Here is a 19,313-nt window from a genome sequence, read left to right as displayed (position 1 = left end):
AAATGAATTGAAGTAAAATGAATTCATGAATTCATTTTACTTCAATTCATTTTACCAATAATCAAACTACAACAAATATGAAAAATCTACGATTATCAATGAAAAAACTGGGCACTGTGGTGTTGTTGTGGGGGCTCTCGGCCCTGGCAATAGCTCAGCAGCAAACGCTTACCGGCACAGTCGTGGACGGGGAAACAGGAGAGTCTGTTCCGGGCGTTACGATTCTTATTGACGGAACTCAACAGGGTACCATCACCAATTCTGACGGCTCTTTTACAATCGTGGTAAACGATTCTGATGTGTTACGAATTTCGTACATCGGTTATAAAACCCAAAGGATTGAGGTGGCCGGTAAAACCCGGTTGGATATAACGCTGGAGCCCGATGTCATCAGTTTCGATGAAGTGGTTGTTATCGGATACGGACAACAGCGAAAGGGAGATCTTACGGGTGCTGTATCCAATGTGAACAGTAAGGATTTTAACAAAGGGATAATCAGTTCTCCCGAACAACTCATCAACGGGAAAGTTTCGGGAGTGCAAATTATGTCGCAAAGTGGTTCACCCACAGCAGGTAGCTCTATCCGTATTCGCGGTGGTGCTTCGCTGAATGCCAGTAATGATCCGTTGATTGTGCTGGATGGGGTGCCGCTCGAATCCGGCGGAATCAGCGGAAACGATAACAACTTTCTAAGTTTGATCAATCCTAATGACATTGAGAGTATGACCGTTCTGAAAGATGCCTCTTCCACCGCCATTTATGGTTCAAGGGCCTCTAACGGGGTGATTCTGATTACTACGAAAAAGGGAACCAGTGAGGATTTTCGGGTTACCTTCAGCACCACCAATTCTTTACAGGTGAAAACCAAATTACCAGAAATGCTCTCCACGGATGAGTTTAGAAATGTGGTGAATCGTGACGGTTCTTTGGCTCAGCAAAATCTACTGGGAAATTACGATACCGACTGGAATGATGAAATATATCAAATGGCGCTTGGGACCGATAATAACCTGAGTTTTTCAGGTCAGGTTAAAGATATTCCATTCCGGTTTTCTTTAGGTTATTACAATCAGAATGGTATTTTGAAAACCGATAATGCGGAGCGGATGACTGGAAACCTAACTCTTTCTCCTTCGTTTTTGGAAGGTCAACTGAATGTAAACCTGGGTGTTAAAGGGGCTTTAAATAAAAATACTTTTGCCCAGACCGATGCTATTTGGGGAGCATCCACTTTTAATCCCACAGTCCCTGTTTACTCCAATTCTGATGCTTTTGGCGGCTACAATGAAGCGATTGATGGTTCCGGAACTCCGGTAACATCTGCGGTTCTCAATCCTCCTGGACTTCTGAATCAGCATTCATCTACCAGCGATATCAACAGGTTGATTACCAACCTGGATGTGGATTACAAGCTGCCATTTCTGCCCGAATTGAAACTTCATGCAACCCTGGGGTATGATTTTGCCAGTGGTGAAGGTGAGGTTTATGTGCCTGCTGAAGCGGCTCAGTTTTACATGACTAATGGACGGGATTATACTTATGGTCCTGAAGAGAAGGAAAACCGACTTCTGACAACCTATTTCAACTATAATAAAAACCTGGAGAATATAAACAGCACCATTGATGTAACAGGTGGTTATGATTATCAGTTCTGGAAAAACTCCAGACCCTATTATGAAGAAACAAATATTGCGGGAGAGGTACAAAATTCTACCGCGGCTTTTGATGAGCGTCATGTATTACTTTCCTATTACGGACGTCTTAATTACACGCTGGCTTCGCGTTATATGCTTACGGCTACTATTCGTCAGGATGGAACCTCTCGTTTTAGCGAAGATACCCGTTGGGGAACATTTCCTTCCGTTGCTGTGGGTTGGCGACTGTCGGAGGAGTTTTTCCTGAGAGATATTGATGTGCTCACTAATCTTAAGTTGCGGGCCAGTTATGGTGTTACAGGACAGCAGGAAGGTATCGGCAATTACAACTATCTGCCGGTTTATACCATCAGCCAGACCGGCGCCCAATACATTTTTGGCAATAATCCGGTGAATACCTACCGCCCCGAAGCCTATGTTTCCGATTTGAAGTGGGAAACCACCAAAGCTTATAATTTTGGTCTCGACTTTGGATTTTTCAACAACCGGTTGTCGGGCTCTGCAGAATACTATATCCGCGAAACGGAGGATTTGTTGGCAACCGTGCCTTCTCCTGCCGGAACCAACTTCGATAAAACCATTCTTACCAATGTGGGTAATGTGGACAGTGAAGGAATCGAGGTCAGCTTAAATGCAGTGCCTATCGATAATGCCGACTGGACCTGGGATTTGACCTTCAATGCTTCATTTCAGGAACAGACCATCAAAAACCTGTCTATCATCGAGGGTGCTGAAATTATCAATACGTCTATTGGACCAACCATTGATAGTTACTACTTTCAGGTGTTGACAGAGGGTTATGAACCATATATGTTCTATGTTTATCATCAGTTGTATGATCAGGAAACCGGTAAGGCTGTTGAAGGTGCTTATGCCGATCTGGATGGCAACGGCGATATCAACTCTGAGGATCTGTACCGCTACAATTCGCCGGCTCCCGATTATATTCTGGGCTTCAGCACGTCCTTACAATATAGAGACTGGACGTTTGGCACAAGCCTGAGGGCCAATGTCGGAAATTATGTTTACAACGGAATGGCGATGAATACGGGGGCTCTTGGAACAATGTCCTACAATGCCTACCAGCTCAACAACCTGAATAATAGCTATTTGGAGACAGGATTCCGCAGTCGTCAGTATTTGTCGGACTACTACGTGGAAAATGCATCATTCCTGAAAATGGACAACGTTACCCTGGGATATAACTTCGGAAGAGTGAACAATTGGCTGAGGGTGAATGCAATGGCAATGGTTCAGAACGTATTTACAATAACCGAATATTCCGGAGTTGATCCGGAAGTGCCTCAGGGAATGGATCTTTCGTTTTATCCCCGTCCCCGCATTTTCTCTTTGAGTGTTGGACTGGAATTTTAATTAAAAAAGGAGTTACAAGATGAGAAAGATAATATACACATTATGGATACTTACCGTTGGGGTTTTCTTCGGATGTACCGACGACTTGAATCAGTATCCTGAAATAGAAGAGACCTCGGAATCTGTCTATTCCAATCCTGATAATTACATCTCTGCCCTTGCCAAGTGTTACGCTTCCTTTGTTACAGCTGGTCAGGAAAAAGGCGGAGGTGATGAAGACCTCAGTAGCAACAATGGCTACGATTATATGCGTTGCTACTTTAATGTTCAGGAAGCCGGAACCGATGAGTTGGGCTCTACATGGATTGAAGGGGATAATATCGGCGATCTTACCTTCCTTACCTGGGATGCCAACGACCCATGGGTGGCTGATATGTACTACCGCTCTTATTATTCCATTTCATTGTGCAATGAGTTTTTAAAAAACAGTACGGATGAGCGTATTTCAGGTTTTTCGGAAGCAGAGCAGGTAAAGATCAGAACCTACCGTGCCGAGGCCCGTTTTCTCAGGGCACTGGCTTATTATCATGCACTCGATTTGTTTCACGATATCCCATTTGCTGATGAGGAATTGATTGGAAGTTCAACCCTGCCCGAAGAATTTAAGGCTCCCGAGGTTTTTGAGTTTGTTGAAAATGAGCTGCTCGAATGCAGTGAGAATATGACTGAGGCAGCCGGTTGCGAATATGGTCATGCACCACAAACAGCTGCCTGGATGCTCCTTTCGCGGCTGTATCTGAACGCTGAGGTTTATGAGGCTGGAGCTCACTTCGAGGAATGTATGACCTATAGTCAGAAAGTCATTGATGCAGGCTACGAACTGGAAGCTGACTATTCCAAACTTTTTAATGCGGATAATCACAAACGGGTGGGCCCGGGTAACGAAATTATCTGGCCTCTGGTGGTGGACAGTAAAAATGTGATGTCGTGGGGGGCTACCACTTATCTGATTTGTGGAGCCGTGGACACGGATTACGGAGCCCCTGCTGATACAATTGGGGTCGCCAGTGCGTGGAGTATGTTCCGGATTCGGGGCGAAGTGCCCGAACTCTTTGATATGGAGAATGATTCAAGAGCCATGTTTTATACAGATGGTCAGAGTCAGTACATGGATGGCGGAGTGGACGACCGAAGTGGTGGATTCTTTGTACTTAAGTGGAGTAATTTAACCGACGATGGCGAAGTGGCTTCCAATACGCAAAACGACGGTGTAGATACAGATTTCCCTGTGTTTCGACTGGCCGATGCTTACCTGATGTACGCTGAGGCGGCAGTCAGAGCCAATTCTAATGTGGCAACTGCGTTGGGATATGTGAATGAATTGCGCAACATTCGCGATGCATCCGAAGTTTCGGAAACCGATATCACCGCGACATCTGAGGGGATTCCTTACAAGTTTTTTCTTGACGAGCGGGCCCGAGAACTCTATTGGGAGGCGGTTCGCCGTACCGACCTGAGAAGATTCGATGTCTTTACAGGCAATAATTACATCTGGCAATGGAAAGGTGGCGTGAAAGACGGAATGGCTGTGAATGATAAATACAATATCTATCCCATTCCGGCGACCGAATTGTCTGCCAATCCCAATTTGACCAACGAAAATTACTAACCTTTAAATTTAGTAATCACATGAAAACCATTCAGTTATATATTAGTGTCTTTCTTTTATTTTTTGCAGCAACTGCCTGCGAAAAGGAAGGCGACAAGATATTTTTATCGGGTCAGGAACCTTCTGAGCTTTCGGCATCCGCAGTTGATGTAATTCTGAGCACCGAAAATTCTGACCTTCAGGTGTTGAATCTCTCCTGGTCATCGGGACAGGTTTCTGTTAGTGATGAAACAATGGGCGTCTCTTCCGGTCTTCCCGGCATTACTGTCGAAGCATCTGCATCACCGGATTTCTCAATAATCACCGAATTGCAGCCTTCAGACAATGCAATTTCACTTACAGGAGCCCGACTAAATACCCTGGCCAAAAATGCTGGACTGATACCGTGGGTGAAGGCTCCGCTCTATTTCAGAGTTAAATCTTTGATGGGAAATAATATGGAGCCGGAATACAGTAACGTGATTTCTGTGGATGTCACTCCTTTTGAGATTGATATGTCGAATTTGTATTTGCTGAATCCCGCTCAGAATGACACCCTTTCGGTAATTTATTCTCCCGAATCCAATGGTGAGTACTCCGGATTCGTAACGGCCACCGGGTGGATGAACTTCTATTTTCAGGAAGGCGATGGAACCATCTGGGGGAACAATGGGGTTTCGGAGGTTCCTTTTGAACTCTCAAATGATGCCGGAACTATGTGGAACTGCTGGTTTCCTGCAAATGGAGGACAGTACTATGTGACCATGAGCACCAACGATCAGGTATGGTCGGCCACCTGGTTACCCAAATTAACGGTTGGCGGTGCAGTTGAGGATTCCCTGGCTTTCTTTAAGTCTTTTGAGTTATGGGCCGGAGTGATTGAAACTTCTTCTGCCGGTGCACAAATCACACTCAATAGTGATGCGTTGCTCTATAACACAAGCACGGGTGATTCAGATGCCGGGGCAATCGCCACTATTGTCAACTTTGCTGAAGGAGAGAGCGGTAAGATTGTTTTTTCTGACGCTGCCGGCAATTTTATTGTTTCTAACTCCGGAACCAATACAGTAACTATCGATTTCAGCCAAGAGAATGACTGGACATATAGCATCACACAAGGAGAAAATCTGCCTCAGGAAGAGGAATCCATACCTTTCCTTTACCTGCCTGGATCTAAAGATGGCGATACCGGTGGTGACTGGACATTCGATAACTTTATTCCGCAGTTGAATGATACCCTTTATGGTGGTTTTGTAGACATTAACTCGCAATGGGGATTCCAGATGTTTACAGCTCCCGAATGGGGAGTGGATTATTATACCATGGGCGAGAGTGAAGGATTGCTGGAGATGAATGTGGAAGGGCGTAATATTCCTGCACCCGATCCGGCAGGAACCTATTGGGTTAAAGCTGATGTGAGGAACATGACTTACGGATTGGCAGAACTCGGGGAGGTGCTTTATCTGTCAGGGTTAAATGATGTTTGGGATTTTGCTACCACTATTCCAAAAACCGGGGAGGGTATTTACTCAGGAACCATTGAGGTAACGACACCTTCGCAATATGGCTTTGCACTTTACATTGAAGCCGACAATTGGGATGATAAATTTGGTGGCTATGACGGAAATTTAAGTTATGCAGGCGGTAACATTACTGAGGATACAGAAGCGGGAACCTATACGCTGACGGTTGATTTGTTTAATCGGACCTACGAGATGACTTTGAATCAATAATGAGTGAAGTATAAATATATCTTTTTTTTAGACTGGGCTCAATAATGCTACTTTCCTTTTTTGATTTTCCCCCGACAAAGCTTTCATCTTGTCGGGGGTTGTTTTATCGCCTGTTTAATACAGTGATTGGTGTTTGCGTTCCAGTGCTGTACGTTTTGGGAAGTCAAATATGGAATTGTTGAATGAATTGACTTTCCAAAGACTTGTATGTAAGTGGATTGTCGTGTGTCATGCAGCCTTGTTAAACAATTATTTTTATTAAAATGAGAATTTCAATCCTATTATTTATTGCGTTGGTATTGCCATTAGTGCCGGTAGCGGGGCAGAATTCCCGCAATGCCTTTGTCGATGAAGAGGGCGTTTTGCGTTGGGATACCGATAGCACAGAGATTTTTGGTTTTGGTGTAAATTATTCGGTACCATTTGCCCATTCTTTCAGGATGGCCAAACGCATGGGCGTGTCTCACGAGGAGGCTATCAAACAAGATGTTTATCATTTTGCCCGTCTGGACCTCGACCTTTATCGGGTTCATGTATGGGATACTGAAATTTCCGATTCTGTTGGTAATCTGTTGGGAAATGAGCATCTCCGTTTGTTTGATTTTGCCATCAGCGAGATGAAAAAACGGGGAATTCGATTTATCCTAACTCCTATAGCCTTCTGGGGTAACGGCTGGCCCGAAGCGGATGAAGACACGCCGGGTTTTTCCAGCAAATACGGCAAAGAGGCGTGTCTTACCCATCCTGATGCAATTGAGGCTCAAGCCAATTATCTGGAGCAGTTTCTGAATCATATTAACCCATATACCGGAGTAGCCTACAAGGATGATCCGGATGTGGTTGCTTTTGAGGTTTCTAACGAACCGCATCATGGTGGTTCCAAAAATGAGGTGAAAGCCTACATCAATAAGTTGGTTGGGTCCATGCGGAAAACGGGCACAAAGAAGCCTGTGTTTTACAATGTGAGTCACAGCATCCATTTGGTCGATGCCTACATGGAAGCTGAAGTTCAGGGTGGAACTTTTCAATGGTATCCTTCAGGTCTGGTGGCTAATCATGCGTTGAAGGGTAACTTTTTGCCCCATGTGGATGAATATCTGATTCCGTTTGCCAATCATCCCGGATTTCGGGACAAAGTAAAAATAGTGTATGAATTTGACCCTGCCGATGTGGCCGGAAATTATATGTATCCCGCAATGGCCCGAAGCTTCAGAGAAGCAGGAATCCAACTGGCAACCCATTTTGCTTATGATGCCATGTTTCTGGCACCTTACAATACCAATTACGGCACCCACTTTATGAATCTGGCTTATGCTCCTCAAAAGGCCATCAGCCTGAAAATTGCGTCAGCTGTTTTTCATGAGGTTCCTCGAAGTGCTGATTTCGGAGACTTTCCTGGCAATAACCGTTTTGGTAACTTCCGGGTTAGTTATCAGGATGATTTGGCCGAGTTGGTGGGGCAGGAGCGGTTCTTCTATTCCAATAATACGGCATCAAGGCCTCAAAATCCAGACAAGCTGAAAGAGATAGCCGGATTTGGGAGTTCCCCTGTAGTACAATACACCGGTAAGGGTGCTTATTTCCTGGATGAAGTGAAGCCCGGCATTTGGCGTTTAGAGGTGATGCCGGATGCATACTGGTTGAAAGACCCTTACAGCCCGGCGAATCCTAATGTTAGAAAAGCCGCAGTGCATCATGCTCAGCAGGAGATGAGAATTGCATTGCCTCAACTCGGCGATGCTTTTTCGGTGGAAGGTATTAATGGTGGTAACAGATTATCTTGTTTTGCGAAAGGTGGAGAAATTAAAGTCACCCCAGGCGTTTATCTGTTAAAAAGGAAAGGGGTGAAAAAGAAGGTCGATCCTAAAGACTTGTTCAAAAATATTCTTCTTGATGAGTTTGTAGCTCCTGCTACCGATTTGGATACGCTTTTAGTGAAAAACCGAACACCCCGAAATGTAAATTTGGGTAAAACAATAACAATCGATTTTGAGGTGATAGCTTCTGAACCTCCCGGTGACGTTGCTGTGTTCATTGGTGAAGGGCATTTTCACAGCCGTAGATTTGGTGCGGAAGAAACTTCACCCGGTCATTACACTGTTCTGTTACCTGAGGGGTATTCACAATATCAAACGGTAAACTATTACATCGCTGTAAGGCCGGCCAAGGGGGCCTGGATAACCTTCCCGTCTGGACAAACAGGGAAGCCGAGCGACTGGGATTTTTCGGGCGGTGAGTCTTTTGTGTTGGATATTCTTCCAGATGATGCACCATTGCTATTGTGGAATGCAGAAGAGCATTTTGCCCATTCTGCGGTTAACTGGAGAGATGGAGTGCAGTTGGTTCCCATGTTCAACGGCAAAGTTTTGTCCTACCGGTTTGCTCACCTGGGAAATGATTCCATTCAAAATGAGCCATTGCACGTTCTGAAGTACTTCTTTGGCGAAAATATTAAGGGAAGAAGAGAGAATATTTCGAAGAAAGAGCGGTTGGTCTTTTGTGCCAAATCAGCTGTGGATAAACCTGTTAATATTAAGCTGGCATTGATTGATAGGGATGGTATGGTTATGGAATATGAATTTATTCTGAACAATACGGATGAAATTTACTGCGTCAATCTAAAGGATGGTAAGCCTGGTAAAATGGCTATCGTTCCACGCCCTTTTCCCGGATTTCAGGACTGGTTTGCCGAAACCGGAAATGAGAGAGAATTTGATATGGCTGATATTGAAATGATTCAGGTTGTTATTCCTTCACAGGAGACGAATCAAAAGATTGATTTTTATTTGGATGAGATTTGGTTGGAGTAAAAGAGGGATGCCATTATCCCTCTTTTTTAAAGGATGTGTTTATAGAATACCTACTATTATGCATTTCGGTGATAGACAATAGATTATTTCCTCTTCTGTGAGCAAAGCCACTTTTTACCAATTTAGAGAAATCATTGTCTGCTTTTTCAAATTCTTTGACTTTTGTGTCATTATGTAATTTTTTTGATACTTCTCTAACAGTATTGATTAGGTTTCTTTCAATCGGATACATAGTAATGTTTGTTAAATGAATAATCTGGTTTGCACAAAAATAGGAAAACCATTTTTATTTATGTAATCAGAGAGTAATTCATAATAACTTCGTATCAAATTTCTTAACTGGTCATTCTTCGTGTAGTTTTCAATTTTTAGTTTCATTTGTGACTCTAAACAATCAATATTGATAGGTCTTCCGTGTGATTTCCACTTTTTATTGTCACTCAATTTATCTGCAATTTCTTCCGCCCTTTCTTGTTTCTCAATATCAGTTACTTCCATGCCTGCTTTTGAGGGGTTGGAATTATGTGTTTTCCAGTTTTTAAACTTATAATTTACAAGCCAATTTTTCAATAAGGCAATTGTTAATTCCTTTGCCTGTTCATATCCTCGCAGTTCTGCCAAATCAAAATCTTTTAGGATTAAAAATTCAGCCTGAGTAAGGTCATTGTCACGAGCTTTCTGTATTAGTTCATTTATTTTGTCTAAGTAACCTAGTGCAGCAACAAATCGTCCTTCTTTATTCTGAACTTGAGGGTCAATCGGTCCCAAAACAGAGAAATAGTCCATATAAATATTATCACCACTCATGCAAAATATTGTTCCTGCGCTGAAGGCGTAATCAGGAACTAGAAAATTGACTTCATTATAGTGTTCTCTAAGAATGTTAACATATCTTTCAACAGCTGTAGCACTTCCTCCTCCTGTTGTTAGGATGATTAGAAGTTTGTCTTTTTTTTCCTTTGTTTTTGCTAGGGCCTCTACAATATTTAAAAGGGTATTTTCATTTCCGTCAACAATTGGACCATAATACGTAAGGACATCGCTTTTGAAATAATCTTCAATTTGTGAAAGTTTTGTCTGTAATAACGATTGAACAGTATTATCAACTGCTGGTTTCATAGTGGTAAAGGTTTATTGTAGTAATTAAAGAAACAAAAAACTTTATTTAAAACCAAATTTGACCTTTGCTGTTTAACTCTAAATATTTTAAAACTGAATGATAATTATGAAAACACAAAAAGATCTAGCTGCTCTCATATTGCGTGTGGGATTTGGCTTTTTTATAGCATTCGGACATGGATTGGGAAAACTGCAGATGCTCATTTCCGGGAATATTCAGTTTCCTGCGCTGTTTGGTATCAGTCCCACTATTAATTTGGTTTTGGCCGTTCTTGCCGAGTTTGTTGCAGGAATCATGGTGCTGATAGGCCTCAGAACTCGTTTGGCATCTATTCCATTGATGATTACCATGCTAACGGCAGCGCTGGTTGTTCACTCGGGCGACCCTTTGTTTTCTGCGGGAGGCGCTTCTAAAGAATTTGCGCTGCTTTACTTCATTGCCTTTGCCGTGACGTTCTTGCTGGGCTCGGGGAAATATTCTGTTGATGCCATTGCAGGGAAAAGATATTAATATTTCTGCCTATAAATGTTAAAAACGTTTATATGGCTGTTGTTCAGGGGTGAAAGTGCTTTGATGGGTTGGTATTGCATGAGATTTGTCCACTTAAAATCAAAAAATATCCACTATTTGTTTGTGGGTGTTAAAAGTTGTCTATCTTTGTGGCCGAGAAAGTTTCGCCTTTCCCTTTGATCAGAAAAAAAATCCAGAAAAAAGGTTCGGTTTATTCCGGGCCTTTTTTTATGTGCTTTTTTCTGTTTTTAAATGTTTGAGGAATCCTTTTTTTACTATTTTTGCACCACAAAGAATAAGGGTTGTTAGCTCAGTTGGTTTAGAGCATTACCTTGACAGGGTAGGGGTCACTGGTTCGAATCCAGTACAACCCACCAAAAGCCGGCAGGATATTCCTGGCCGGCTTTTTTGTTGTTGCCTGTTCGTTTGGTGAACTTTTATTATTTTTGAGTTTTTACATAAAGGCAAAACCGGATAAAAGAAGCCTGTACGCAGTGACGAAATGGCGAAGAATTTTTATTTTCAGAAAGTTAAGTTCATTTACTATTGTGTTGGAAGCAAAAGGTAATCAGGTAATTGAGTAGGGTTGGTGAAATATTTTAAAGGAGTGTGCTGCGAAAAGAGGTGTTTTTGTCAACTAAAATATTGGCGACAAGGAACCTTTTCGGAGTTGTCATATAAATGTCCCTCTGCGAGGTAGAAAAGTATAGGAACGTCTTCAGGAGGAGAAAAGGAGATAATTTTTATGGAATATACTACAGAAAACTGGGAGCTGATGGTTCTTGAAGTGAGTAAGCGATTTAAGGTGACAGCAGATTTTGACTTTATGCTGTTTCTTATCGGAATACAGGAATTGGGTCAGGGAATGAAACCTTACGAAAGACAGGTGAAGATGGATCTTATCAATCTTGGAAAATGTACCCTGTTGAGCAGCGAAGGCTATTTGAAGACTACCGGTCGCGATCAAGAGGGCTGGCCGCAATTTGAAGAGGTTAAGCGACTCCAATCTTTGACCCCGTCATTTATGAACCATCTGCTGAAAAAAGCAGCATTTGAATATTTAAAAATCCAATTACAATAATTAGAAAAATTTTAGATCATGACATCATTTTATTCATTTCGCAAAGTTGCCCTGGTTTCACTAATTGTGTTCCTGGGCCTATTACTGACGCACTGTGACGAGCCGGAGAAGAAAGTGCTGGTAAAAACACCCTATGGTAACATGAAAATTAAGCTGTACGATGATACCCCGCAGCATAAAGAAAACTTCCTGAAGCTTGTGGAGGAAGGTTTTTACAACGATCTTCTGTTTCACCGGGTTATCGAAGGTTTTATGATTCAGGGGGGTGACCCCGAATCAAAAGGGGCTGAGAAAGGAAAGCGTCTGGGATCCGGTGGTCCCGGATATCAGATACCTGCTGAAATTAATTTCCCCAGAAGGTTCCATAAAAAAGGTGCGTTGGCAGCTGCTCGTCAGGGAGACCAGGCGAACCCTGAACGTAAATCTTCAGGGTCACAATTTTACATCGTTCAGGGGGAAACCTTGACTTCCGATGCTCTCGATAATCTTGAAGAGCAAATGGGGCAAAGGGCAATTCAATCGCGAATGTTCGATAAAATTACTCCTTATCAGGACTCTTTGATGGCGATGCGTCAACGTGGAGACCGTGAAGGTTTTGAAGCGCTTATTTCTAAACTGGAGGAAGAAACCAAGGAGGAATTAGGCGATTCAGCAAAACTTGTTTTCCCCGATGAAGTGCGTGAAGTTTACACCTCCATTGGTGGAACTCCAATGTTGGATAATACCTATACTGTATTTGGGGAAGTGGAAGAAGGACTTGAGGTTATCGACTCTATCGCAGCTGTTTCAACCGACCAAATGGATCGTCCGGTAGAGGACATTGAAATGACAATGGAAATTATTGAGGAATAATTTTTGCATAGCATTTTTGACCGGATGATTCTTCAATTGTCCGGTCAGATTTTTTTTTATGTGCTATGAGACAATACTTGGTTATCCCGAGGTTTGTGTTTGTAAATGGCTGATAAACTGGCACTTGTAAATCGAGGCGTCTAAGGTTTAACGCTCTTGTAATAAAAAGCTTTGCGTCATTGCGTCTCAGCGTTTAGGCTTTTTTTAACGGACTATTGATGAGAAAGATGCGAAAACTTATTACTTTTTTGATTGCAGGGTTCTTTTTGTTTTCAGTTGAATCTGCGCGTGCCCAGGAATACACTCACTATGTGCTTGTTAAAACCAATTTGGGCAACATGAAAGTTAAATTATACAACGATACCCCCAATCATCGTAATGAATTTCTTAAACTGGTTAACAGCGACCATTTCGACGGCACGTTGTTTTATCGGGTCATCAAAAATTTTGTCATACAGGGCGGTTCTGCTGATTCACGGAATGCTCCGGCTGGCAAACATATAGGATATGGAAATGCTGCCGTCAATATCGATTCAGAATTTCACGATCATCATTTTCATAAAAAGGGAGCCTTGTGCGCCCCACGACAACCTGAAGACATCAATCATTTTAAGATGTCGGATATTTCTCAGTTCTATATCGTCAAGGGACGTGTATGGACCAGTGAGCAGCTTGATATTATTGAGAAAAACAACAACATTCCCATTAAAAATAAACTCAAGAAGGAGTTTTATGTTCCCAGAAAAGAAGAACTGGCCCGATTGAAAGAAGAAGATCCCCGTGCTTTTAACGAATTGTTGAGAGACATTAAGCAGAAAATCAATTTCGAATACTCATTGTCCGATTACATTAAGTTTTCAGATGCTCAGCGGGAAGCTTATACCACCATCGGCGGACTGCCCGATCTGGATGGTGACTACACCGTATTTGGAGAAGTTGTGGAGGGATTTGATGTAATTGATAAGATTGCAGCACTGAAAACTGATAAGAACGACCGGCCTTTTACCGATGTGGTCATTCAGGTTGGAGAAGTTACTCAATAATAAATATTTTCTGATGCAAAAATGTTCCAGATTTCTGCCATTCCTTATTCTCGTGTTTTTGATTATCTCTGCATGGGGATGTAATAATTCGGCCAGCAAGAAAGCAAAGGAAAAGGGCGAAGTTTCTTTTGGTTCTTATCAGGACAATATTAAGGGCATGGTCGGGATTCGTACTTTCGATCATTACAACCGCGCTTTGAAAAGAGGTTTTGGTTTTTTTGTGGCTTCGGATCTTGTGGTTACCAATCTCGATTGGCTCAAAGGAGCCTACAAAGCTGAAATCTCTCCCGTGGGAACCCGCGATATGAAGGAAGTTGTCGGTTACACGGCGTATGACCATAACCTGAATCTTGTGATATTGGAGGTAAAACGAACCAACCCGGATTATATCAAAGTCAGGGGAAGCTTGCTTCAACCCGATACTCTTTATACTTTGAAACGACCAAAACGAAAATTGTTTGTGGTAAAAGCTCCGGCCGGGGAATATCAGGATTTGGATTCGGTCGGCTTCTGGCCTGTTCCAAGCGATTTGAAAGAGGGCAATCCGGCATTCAGACTGAATCATGAGTTCATGGGAATCGTTCAGGAAAGGGTTGTTCAGGACTCCCTGCAAAAAGTGGTGCTTTCCAAGAAATGGATAGCTCAATTGCTGAAGGAACAAAAAGAACGCCCTGCTTCTATTTATGACCTTCGTACCAAAACCGATAAGGTTTACATCTCACATAAAAAAGTGGCCGGGTTCCGAATCAAAACCACCATGGGGGATGTAGTGATTCGGATGCATGATGAAACACCGGAATACAGAGATAATTTCATAAAACTGGTTAGTGACCAGTTTTATGACAGTTTGTTGGTTCACCGTGTTTTGAGTGACTTTTTGATTCAGATGGGCGCTGCAGATTCCAGAAATGCAGACAAAGATGATGTGGTGGGCTGGCAGGGACCAGGATATACGCTGCCCACAAAAATAATTCCGGCACTCTTTCATAAACGTGGGGCTGTGGCAGCTTCCAAACTTCCTGCAGCCCGAAATCCGCGAAACCGCTCCGATGGCTCTCAGTTTTTCATTATTGCCGGTCGGGTTTTTACCAATGAGGAACTCGATGATATTGAAAAAGAAAAAGGTTTCCGGTTTACCCCTTCACAGCGCCAAATATATACAACTATTGGTGGAGCACCCTATCTCGATGGTGATTATACTGTGTTTGGAGAAGTGGTGAGTGGCATGAATGTTGTAGATAAAATTGCGGGGGTGAAAACCTATGGAGAAGACCGGCCGGTGGAGGATATCAGAATAAAAATCATTGAAATCCTTAAAAAATAAAGTTCATCATAATAATTCGTACCTGAATAATATTTTAACAAAATCATAATCGAGAAAGCATTAAAAAATAAACAAATATGCATAATGTGTACGACCCACTCTGGGGGTCGATTTTCATGTAAGCATTTCATCTATAAATATTTGACCCATTTCGGGGTCATGTCCTTATAATTGGCAGAAACGGAGCCTTCGGGAGCATGCTCGGATATTTAATAGCAACCGAGCCTGAATGGCTCTTATATTTATAGTTGTTCGCAGAATTTAAAATATCGATGCTGAAGGTGTCGTTTGCTATCGTGTTTGTTTAAAAATCTTTTTTTTCAGGTACCTATATTTTTGATGAGCCAAAAATAAAAACTCTCGCCATGAAATCAGTAACCTTAATGCTGCCTGCCCTAGCATTACTGCTGCTTAGCAGTTGCAGTACTTATCAGTACGTGTCTCTTGCTCCGGCAGACGACACCCAAGACCCGGAAGCCCGTCCAACCCTCAAGGATTCACTTGAATTCAGCTATGCTTTTGTGGGCGATGGTGGTCAAATTCAAATTGAAATTCACAACTGCTCGGAACAACCTGTATTGCTGGATAAAACAAAATCAGCATTGGTTAAGGATAATGAAACAATTCCTTTCTTTACCAATATCTCAACAATTTCTTCAGTATCAAGAAGTCATGAGTCTTATGTTGACAACAGAGTCCACTATACTTCTACAGAGGGCGAAATTCAATCTGATGCTTCAATATTGTTTATTCCACCCGACAGCAAAGTGCAAATTACCGGGCCTTTATTGGAAAATTCGTCGTTCAAATTTGATGAAGCAAAAGAGGTAGAGACGGTAAACATCAGAACAGAGAACGGTTATTATAGAACCAAGTCAGTAACCTTCTCTGAGGAAGAAACACCGGCCACTTATCGCATGTTTCTCACTATTGCTCCTTATGGTAAAGATGTTGCTCCCATTTTTATTAATCAGCAATTCCGGGTAGAGACTTTAACAAATACGACTCTCACACCCGGGTATTTTGAACAGGATGGTAAAACGAAGTTTTTTATTAAAGAAGCAACAGGTTTTGGGACATTCATGGGAGGGATTATTGCAATTGGCATTTTGGTGGTTTTGGCTGCGAGTGGGGGGATGTAGGGTAGAGGTTAAGGATATACCATGAATCTTGTGGCAGAAACAGTCTTATCAGAGATGTATCTGAGAATATATATGCCTGGTTTCATGGGAGGTAAGGTTGTTTTTATCTCGGCAACCGAATGGTTACTCCAAAACTTTTCCCATATAACTTTTCCACTCAGGCCGACAACCTGGAGCACTCTTTTTCCGGAGCCCATTTGGTCTGATACTTTTGCAACGTAATGTTTCCCTTCAGAATAAACGACAATGGTTTGATTGTGTTCTTTTATTAAGGGGCTACTGTATGTTATCACCGGAACTCCGGTTACCGTTATGTCATCAATGCCTGCACCCATTCCCCACCGGTAATTGTCATCATAATTGAAAACAAGCCGGGTATTTTTCATTAGTAATTTATCAGGAATGTTAATGTTAAACGATCTCCAGTGCGATGAAGCGGGAAGCCTGCAGATTTCAAAGCAGGAATCGCCTGTGCACGCTGAGACTACAAGTTCATCAATAGCATCATAAATATCGGTAACCAGCAGGTAATTAAACGAAAGATTGACATTCTCATACAATTCCAGTGCTAAAGGAGGAGAGATGGCATGATCCCAAACATGGACACCCTCTCCCGCAGAGTAAGAGTCTGCTCCCAGGAAATTTCCCGAATTGTTACTAAAATCAAGATAATAGGAAGAAAGCTGTGGGCTGTTACCATATACCCAGCCTGTAGTGTCGTTTTTTAGAACCCAATCGGATGGTGAATTTTCGAAATTCTCTTCGAAAGGCAATAATAGTGCTTTTCGGGGTGTAGCAAATACTTGATTGGTTGGAAGACTTTCGTGCCCGACATCCTCATAAAAGGCATTTATGTAGTAAGAATATTCTGTTCCGTTTTGTACTTCTTTATCTACAAATATAGTATCTCTACAGGTTGTTAGAAAAACATCGTTCCGATAAATGTGGTATCTGAGAGGTGTGGCTTCGCTGGGAGAGTTCCACGATAATAAAACTTCCTCGTTATCTGGAACTCCTCTCAAATTATATGCAGGAAAAATCCCGGATGAAACGTTCTGACCGGAAATCACAAGACTGAAAGATTGAATTCCGTTGACAACTGATTCTGGTGGAGAAATTTGAATTAAATAGATTCCTGACTCAGGAAGTGAAAGAACGATTTGTTCCACATTATCCACATTGTTTTTTCCGTTTCGAGGAGCATCCATTGGGCTTTCTGGGGAGAGTACCCATGGATAAAATTCTGTATTATCCTCGGTTTTGATAATCTTTAGGTCCAGGTCGTTGACCAACACAGAAGTGGCATCGTCCAATCTGTATTCGGATATTTGTCCTGGTAAGTCCGTCCAGGAAAGTGTTACTTTTAGCTCGGGGCATTCATCGGGGACATGTACTTCATGGGTAAAAATGTTTTCCGCTTGCAATGACCTCTCCATAATTAACTGTCCGCCAGAGGAGTAGTTGTTTTCAATGAGATCTATTGCTCCCCGGGCGTTGGCTAATCCCCATCCAAATTGATAGTCAGGCCCAGGGTGCATTCCTGCTTCTTTCGCTGTATGAATGAGTATTCCTTTCGTTGTCGCTGATGCCAAAGCAACTCCGGGCTGACACCTTTGTTGTTTTTGATTGATAAGTGTAATAATGCCGGTTACTGCTGCTGCGGCCATGGAGGTGCCACTGTAGGTTTCATATTCATTTATGCTTTGAGCTATGGAAGAATAGACTGAAGTCCCGTTTGCTACAATGTCCGGTTTTATGCGCCCATCATCGGTTGGCCCCCAACTGCTGAATACACTCATTCTTATATCCTCGGGTTGGGAATAGGGAGTCAGCATTTCTTCCACGGCCCCTACAGTGATAATATTTTTCGCAACCGACATTGCTCCAAGACATTCATAACCATTCGGGTAACCATCCGGAGGATGATAATCCGTGGCTTCATACCAGTGATCTGAAAAGTCGAAATGAGAGGTATTATCGGGAGGTGAATCATTGCGGTCATTTCCGGCAGATTTAACAATGGTGTACCACGGTGCCAAACTTGCAAGGAGATCCAGATCGTAGCTTTCTTTGGAGTATCGACCAAAATTCAAATCTTCTTCGGTTGAAATGGATAAATCTCCAAACCAATACCATGCTCCATCGGAAGAATTATATTTCCAGCCGCAGATAGTTCCATAAGAATGATTGGAAGCCAGCAGTCCATCTGCAGCTTCTGAGCTCATTTCTGATATGTCAAAATTGTAATCGTAGGCTAGAACAGTGGCTGACGGAGCCATTCCATGGCAGGCTTCTTCCTCACCGCCTGCGGCTATTGTTCCGGCCAGATGGGTTGAGTGGTCGAAGAGTGTTCCCGGGAGGTCACGTTGAATAATACGGCTTTCTCCTGTTTGAGTAAATTCATTGTGGTTGGATAATACTCCTCCGCCATCCCATAATCCTGTATAAACTCCTTCCCCGGTAAGTCCGTTTTCCACATTGACCCATAATAACGGCACTTCTGAAGTAATTGCAGCATCCAGGTTATGTGTGCAGAACCACACCGGATGATGATGCTCAATTCGTCTCAGAAATACCGACCCTCCTTCAGGCGTGAAGTATGCGGAAGAAAATTTGTTTGCCTGAGCGAGAGAATCCGCAAAAATTTGCTGATTTTGATACCACCTGGCCCAGTTTCGCGAATAAATGTTTAATTCTTTTTTGTGCCGGGTTCTTATGCTAAGATTTTGGTATTGCCCGGCACCCGGTTGTTCGAAGCCTAGCATCATTGAAATAATCAACCACAGGGAAACCGTAAAAAGTTTTGATGCCATAATATTTTTTTAGCAGAAGATCCCGGAAACTTGATTGCATCCGGGATCCATCTGTGACCATGAAAGGGTACAGGAATCGTGATTGCTCAGATTCGGCATCTTCTCCCGTACATGATGTGCGAAGTCCTTATATGATGGGAGTTCGGGGATTGTTTAATTATGAAGCCTACAATCAGAAACAAAAGGTTGTTTTATTCTGTGGGAGAATTATCAGGAAGGAATATGACATTACTGTCGCCATGCACAAATTCCAGTACCTGAACGGCAT

Annotated in this window: 14 protein-coding genes and 1 tRNA gene; 12 read left to right on the top strand and 3 right to left on the bottom strand. The window is 42.6% G+C overall.

Going from position 1 to position 19,313, the window contains the following annotated elements; translation table 11 throughout:
• The first annotated feature begins 77 nt into the window (after nt 1-77).
• The 4 genes from QZZ43_RS00965 to QZZ43_RS00950 all read left to right on the top strand — a co-directional run bounded on the left by QZZ43_RS00965 (nt 78) and on the right by QZZ43_RS00950 (nt 9,160).
• Nucleotides 78-3,029 (top strand): TonB-dependent receptor, encoded by a 2,952-nt coding sequence (locus QZZ43_RS00965; RefSeq protein ID WP_291855145.1) that lies wholly within the window; start codon nt 78-80, stop codon nt 3,027-3,029.
• Nucleotides 3,030-3,048: 19 nt separating this feature from the next.
• Nucleotides 3,049-4,638, top strand: coding sequence for a RagB/SusD family nutrient uptake outer membrane protein (locus QZZ43_RS00960; RefSeq protein ID WP_291855142.1), 1,590 nt, complete (start codon nt 3,049-3,051; stop codon nt 4,636-4,638).
• Between the two features lie 20 nt (nt 4,639-4,658).
• On the top strand, nt 4,659-6,350 hold the full coding sequence (locus QZZ43_RS00955; RefSeq protein ID WP_291855140.1) for a DUF5114 domain-containing protein: 1,692 nt from the start codon (nt 4,659-4,661) through the stop codon (nt 6,348-6,350).
• Nucleotides 6,351-6,613: 263 nt separating this feature from the next.
• The gene (locus QZZ43_RS00950; protein WP_291855137.1) at nt 6,614-9,160 is read left to right on the top strand and encodes a hypothetical protein; all 2,547 of its coding nucleotides are present in this window, start codon (nt 6,614-6,616) and stop codon (nt 9,158-9,160) included.
• A gap of 13 nt (nt 9,161-9,173) precedes the next feature.
• On the opposite strand, the gene QZZ43_RS00945 is transcribed toward QZZ43_RS00950, so the two are convergent.
• Both QZZ43_RS00945 and QZZ43_RS00940 read right to left on the bottom strand, forming a co-directional pair.
• Nucleotides 9,174-9,392: a hypothetical protein gene (locus QZZ43_RS00945; RefSeq protein ID WP_291855133.1), complete on the bottom strand. Its 219-nt coding sequence runs from the start codon at nt 9,390-9,392 to the stop codon at nt 9,174-9,176.
• 11 nt (nt 9,393-9,403) lie between these two features.
• The gene (locus QZZ43_RS00940) at nt 9,404-10,279 is read right to left on the bottom strand and encodes a hypothetical protein (RefSeq protein WP_291855130.1); all 876 of its coding nucleotides are present in this window, start codon (nt 10,277-10,279) and stop codon (nt 9,404-9,406) included.
• A 106-nt stretch (nt 10,280-10,385) separates the two neighbouring features.
• Between QZZ43_RS00940 and QZZ43_RS00935 the strand changes: the two genes are divergently transcribed.
• The 7 genes from QZZ43_RS00935 to QZZ43_RS00905 all read left to right on the top strand — a co-directional run bounded on the left by QZZ43_RS00935 (nt 10,386) and on the right by QZZ43_RS00905 (nt 16,232).
• A complete protein-coding gene (locus QZZ43_RS00935) occupies nt 10,386-10,790 on the top strand; it encodes a DoxX family protein (protein WP_291855127.1) in 405 nt (134 codons plus the stop codon).
• Nucleotides 10,791-11,089: 299 nt separating this feature from the next.
• Nucleotides 11,090-11,167 (top strand) — tRNA-Val (locus QZZ43_RS00930).
• A 368-nt stretch (nt 11,168-11,535) separates the two neighbouring features.
• The gene (locus QZZ43_RS00925; RefSeq protein ID WP_291855124.1) at nt 11,536-11,871 is read left to right on the top strand and encodes a hypothetical protein; all 336 of its coding nucleotides are present in this window, start codon (nt 11,536-11,538) and stop codon (nt 11,869-11,871) included.
• Nucleotides 11,872-11,889: 18 nt separating this feature from the next.
• Complete coding sequence (locus QZZ43_RS00920; RefSeq protein WP_291855121.1) at nt 11,890-12,723, top strand: peptidylprolyl isomerase; 834 nt, start codon at nt 11,890-11,892, stop codon at nt 12,721-12,723.
• Between the two features lie 218 nt (nt 12,724-12,941).
• Entirely contained in the window at nt 12,942-13,766 is an 825-nt protein-coding gene (locus QZZ43_RS00915) for a peptidylprolyl isomerase (RefSeq protein WP_291855118.1), read from the top strand.
• Between the two features lie 13 nt (nt 13,767-13,779).
• Nucleotides 13,780-15,090, top strand: a complete 1,311-nt coding sequence (locus tag QZZ43_RS00910) for a peptidylprolyl isomerase (RefSeq protein ID WP_291855114.1) — start codon at nt 13,780-13,782, stop codon at nt 15,088-15,090.
• A 365-nt stretch (nt 15,091-15,455) separates the two neighbouring features.
• On the top strand, nt 15,456-16,232 hold the full coding sequence (locus QZZ43_RS00905) for a hypothetical protein (protein WP_291855111.1): 777 nt from the start codon (nt 15,456-15,458) through the stop codon (nt 16,230-16,232).
• 8 nt (nt 16,233-16,240) lie between these two features.
• On the opposite strand, the gene QZZ43_RS00900 is transcribed toward QZZ43_RS00905, so the two are convergent.
• The gene (locus QZZ43_RS00900) at nt 16,241-19,045 is read right to left on the bottom strand and encodes a S8 family serine peptidase (protein ID WP_291855108.1); all 2,805 of its coding nucleotides are present in this window, start codon (nt 19,043-19,045) and stop codon (nt 16,241-16,243) included.
• Nucleotides 19,046-19,104: 59 nt separating this feature from the next.
• Here QZZ43_RS00900 and QZZ43_RS00895 point away from each other — a divergent pair.
• Nucleotides 19,105-19,313: hypothetical protein (locus QZZ43_RS00895; protein WP_291855105.1), on the top strand; the 209-nt coding region annotated here is incomplete at its 3' end.

Origin of the sequence: Marinilabilia sp., assembly GCF_016278715.1 — a bacterium.
In the GTDB taxonomy this organism is placed as follows: Bacteria; Bacteroidota; Bacteroidia; order Bacteroidales; family Marinilabiliaceae; genus Marinilabilia.
This window is presented reverse-complemented; position numbering and strand designations above follow the sequence as displayed.

Excerpts from the sequence above, each read along its gene's own strand:
- QZZ43_RS00965 (WP_291855145.1), top strand. The coding sequence starts at position 78 with ATGAAAAATCTACGATTATCAATGAAAAAACTGGGCACTGTGGTGTTG.
- QZZ43_RS00960 (WP_291855142.1), top strand. The coding sequence starts at position 3,049 with ATGAGAAAGATAATATACACATTATGGATACTTACCGTTGGGGTTTTC.
- QZZ43_RS00955 (WP_291855140.1), top strand. The coding sequence starts at position 4,659 with ATGAAAACCATTCAGTTATATATTAGTGTCTTTCTTTTATTTTTTGCA.
- QZZ43_RS00950 (WP_291855137.1), top strand. The coding sequence starts at position 6,614 with ATGAGAATTTCAATCCTATTATTTATTGCGTTGGTATTGCCATTAGTG.
- QZZ43_RS00945 (WP_291855133.1), bottom strand. The coding sequence starts at position 9,392 with ATGTATCCGATTGAAAGAAACCTAATCAATACTGTTAGAGAAGTATCA.
- QZZ43_RS00940 (WP_291855130.1), bottom strand. The coding sequence starts at position 10,279 with ATGAAACCAGCAGTTGATAATACTGTTCAATCGTTATTACAGACAAAA.
- QZZ43_RS00935 (WP_291855127.1), top strand. The coding sequence starts at position 10,386 with ATGAAAACACAAAAAGATCTAGCTGCTCTCATATTGCGTGTGGGATTT.
- QZZ43_RS00925 (WP_291855124.1), top strand. The coding sequence starts at position 11,536 with ATGGAATATACTACAGAAAACTGGGAGCTGATGGTTCTTGAAGTGAGT.
- QZZ43_RS00920 (WP_291855121.1), top strand. The coding sequence starts at position 11,890 with ATGACATCATTTTATTCATTTCGCAAAGTTGCCCTGGTTTCACTAATT.
- QZZ43_RS00915 (WP_291855118.1), top strand. The coding sequence starts at position 12,942 with ATGAGAAAGATGCGAAAACTTATTACTTTTTTGATTGCAGGGTTCTTT.
- QZZ43_RS00910 (WP_291855114.1), top strand. The coding sequence starts at position 13,780 with ATGCAAAAATGTTCCAGATTTCTGCCATTCCTTATTCTCGTGTTTTTG.
- QZZ43_RS00905 (WP_291855111.1), top strand. The coding sequence starts at position 15,456 with ATGAAATCAGTAACCTTAATGCTGCCTGCCCTAGCATTACTGCTGCTT.
- QZZ43_RS00900 (WP_291855108.1), bottom strand. The coding sequence starts at position 19,045 with ATGGCATCAAAACTTTTTACGGTTTCCCTGTGGTTGATTATTTCAATG.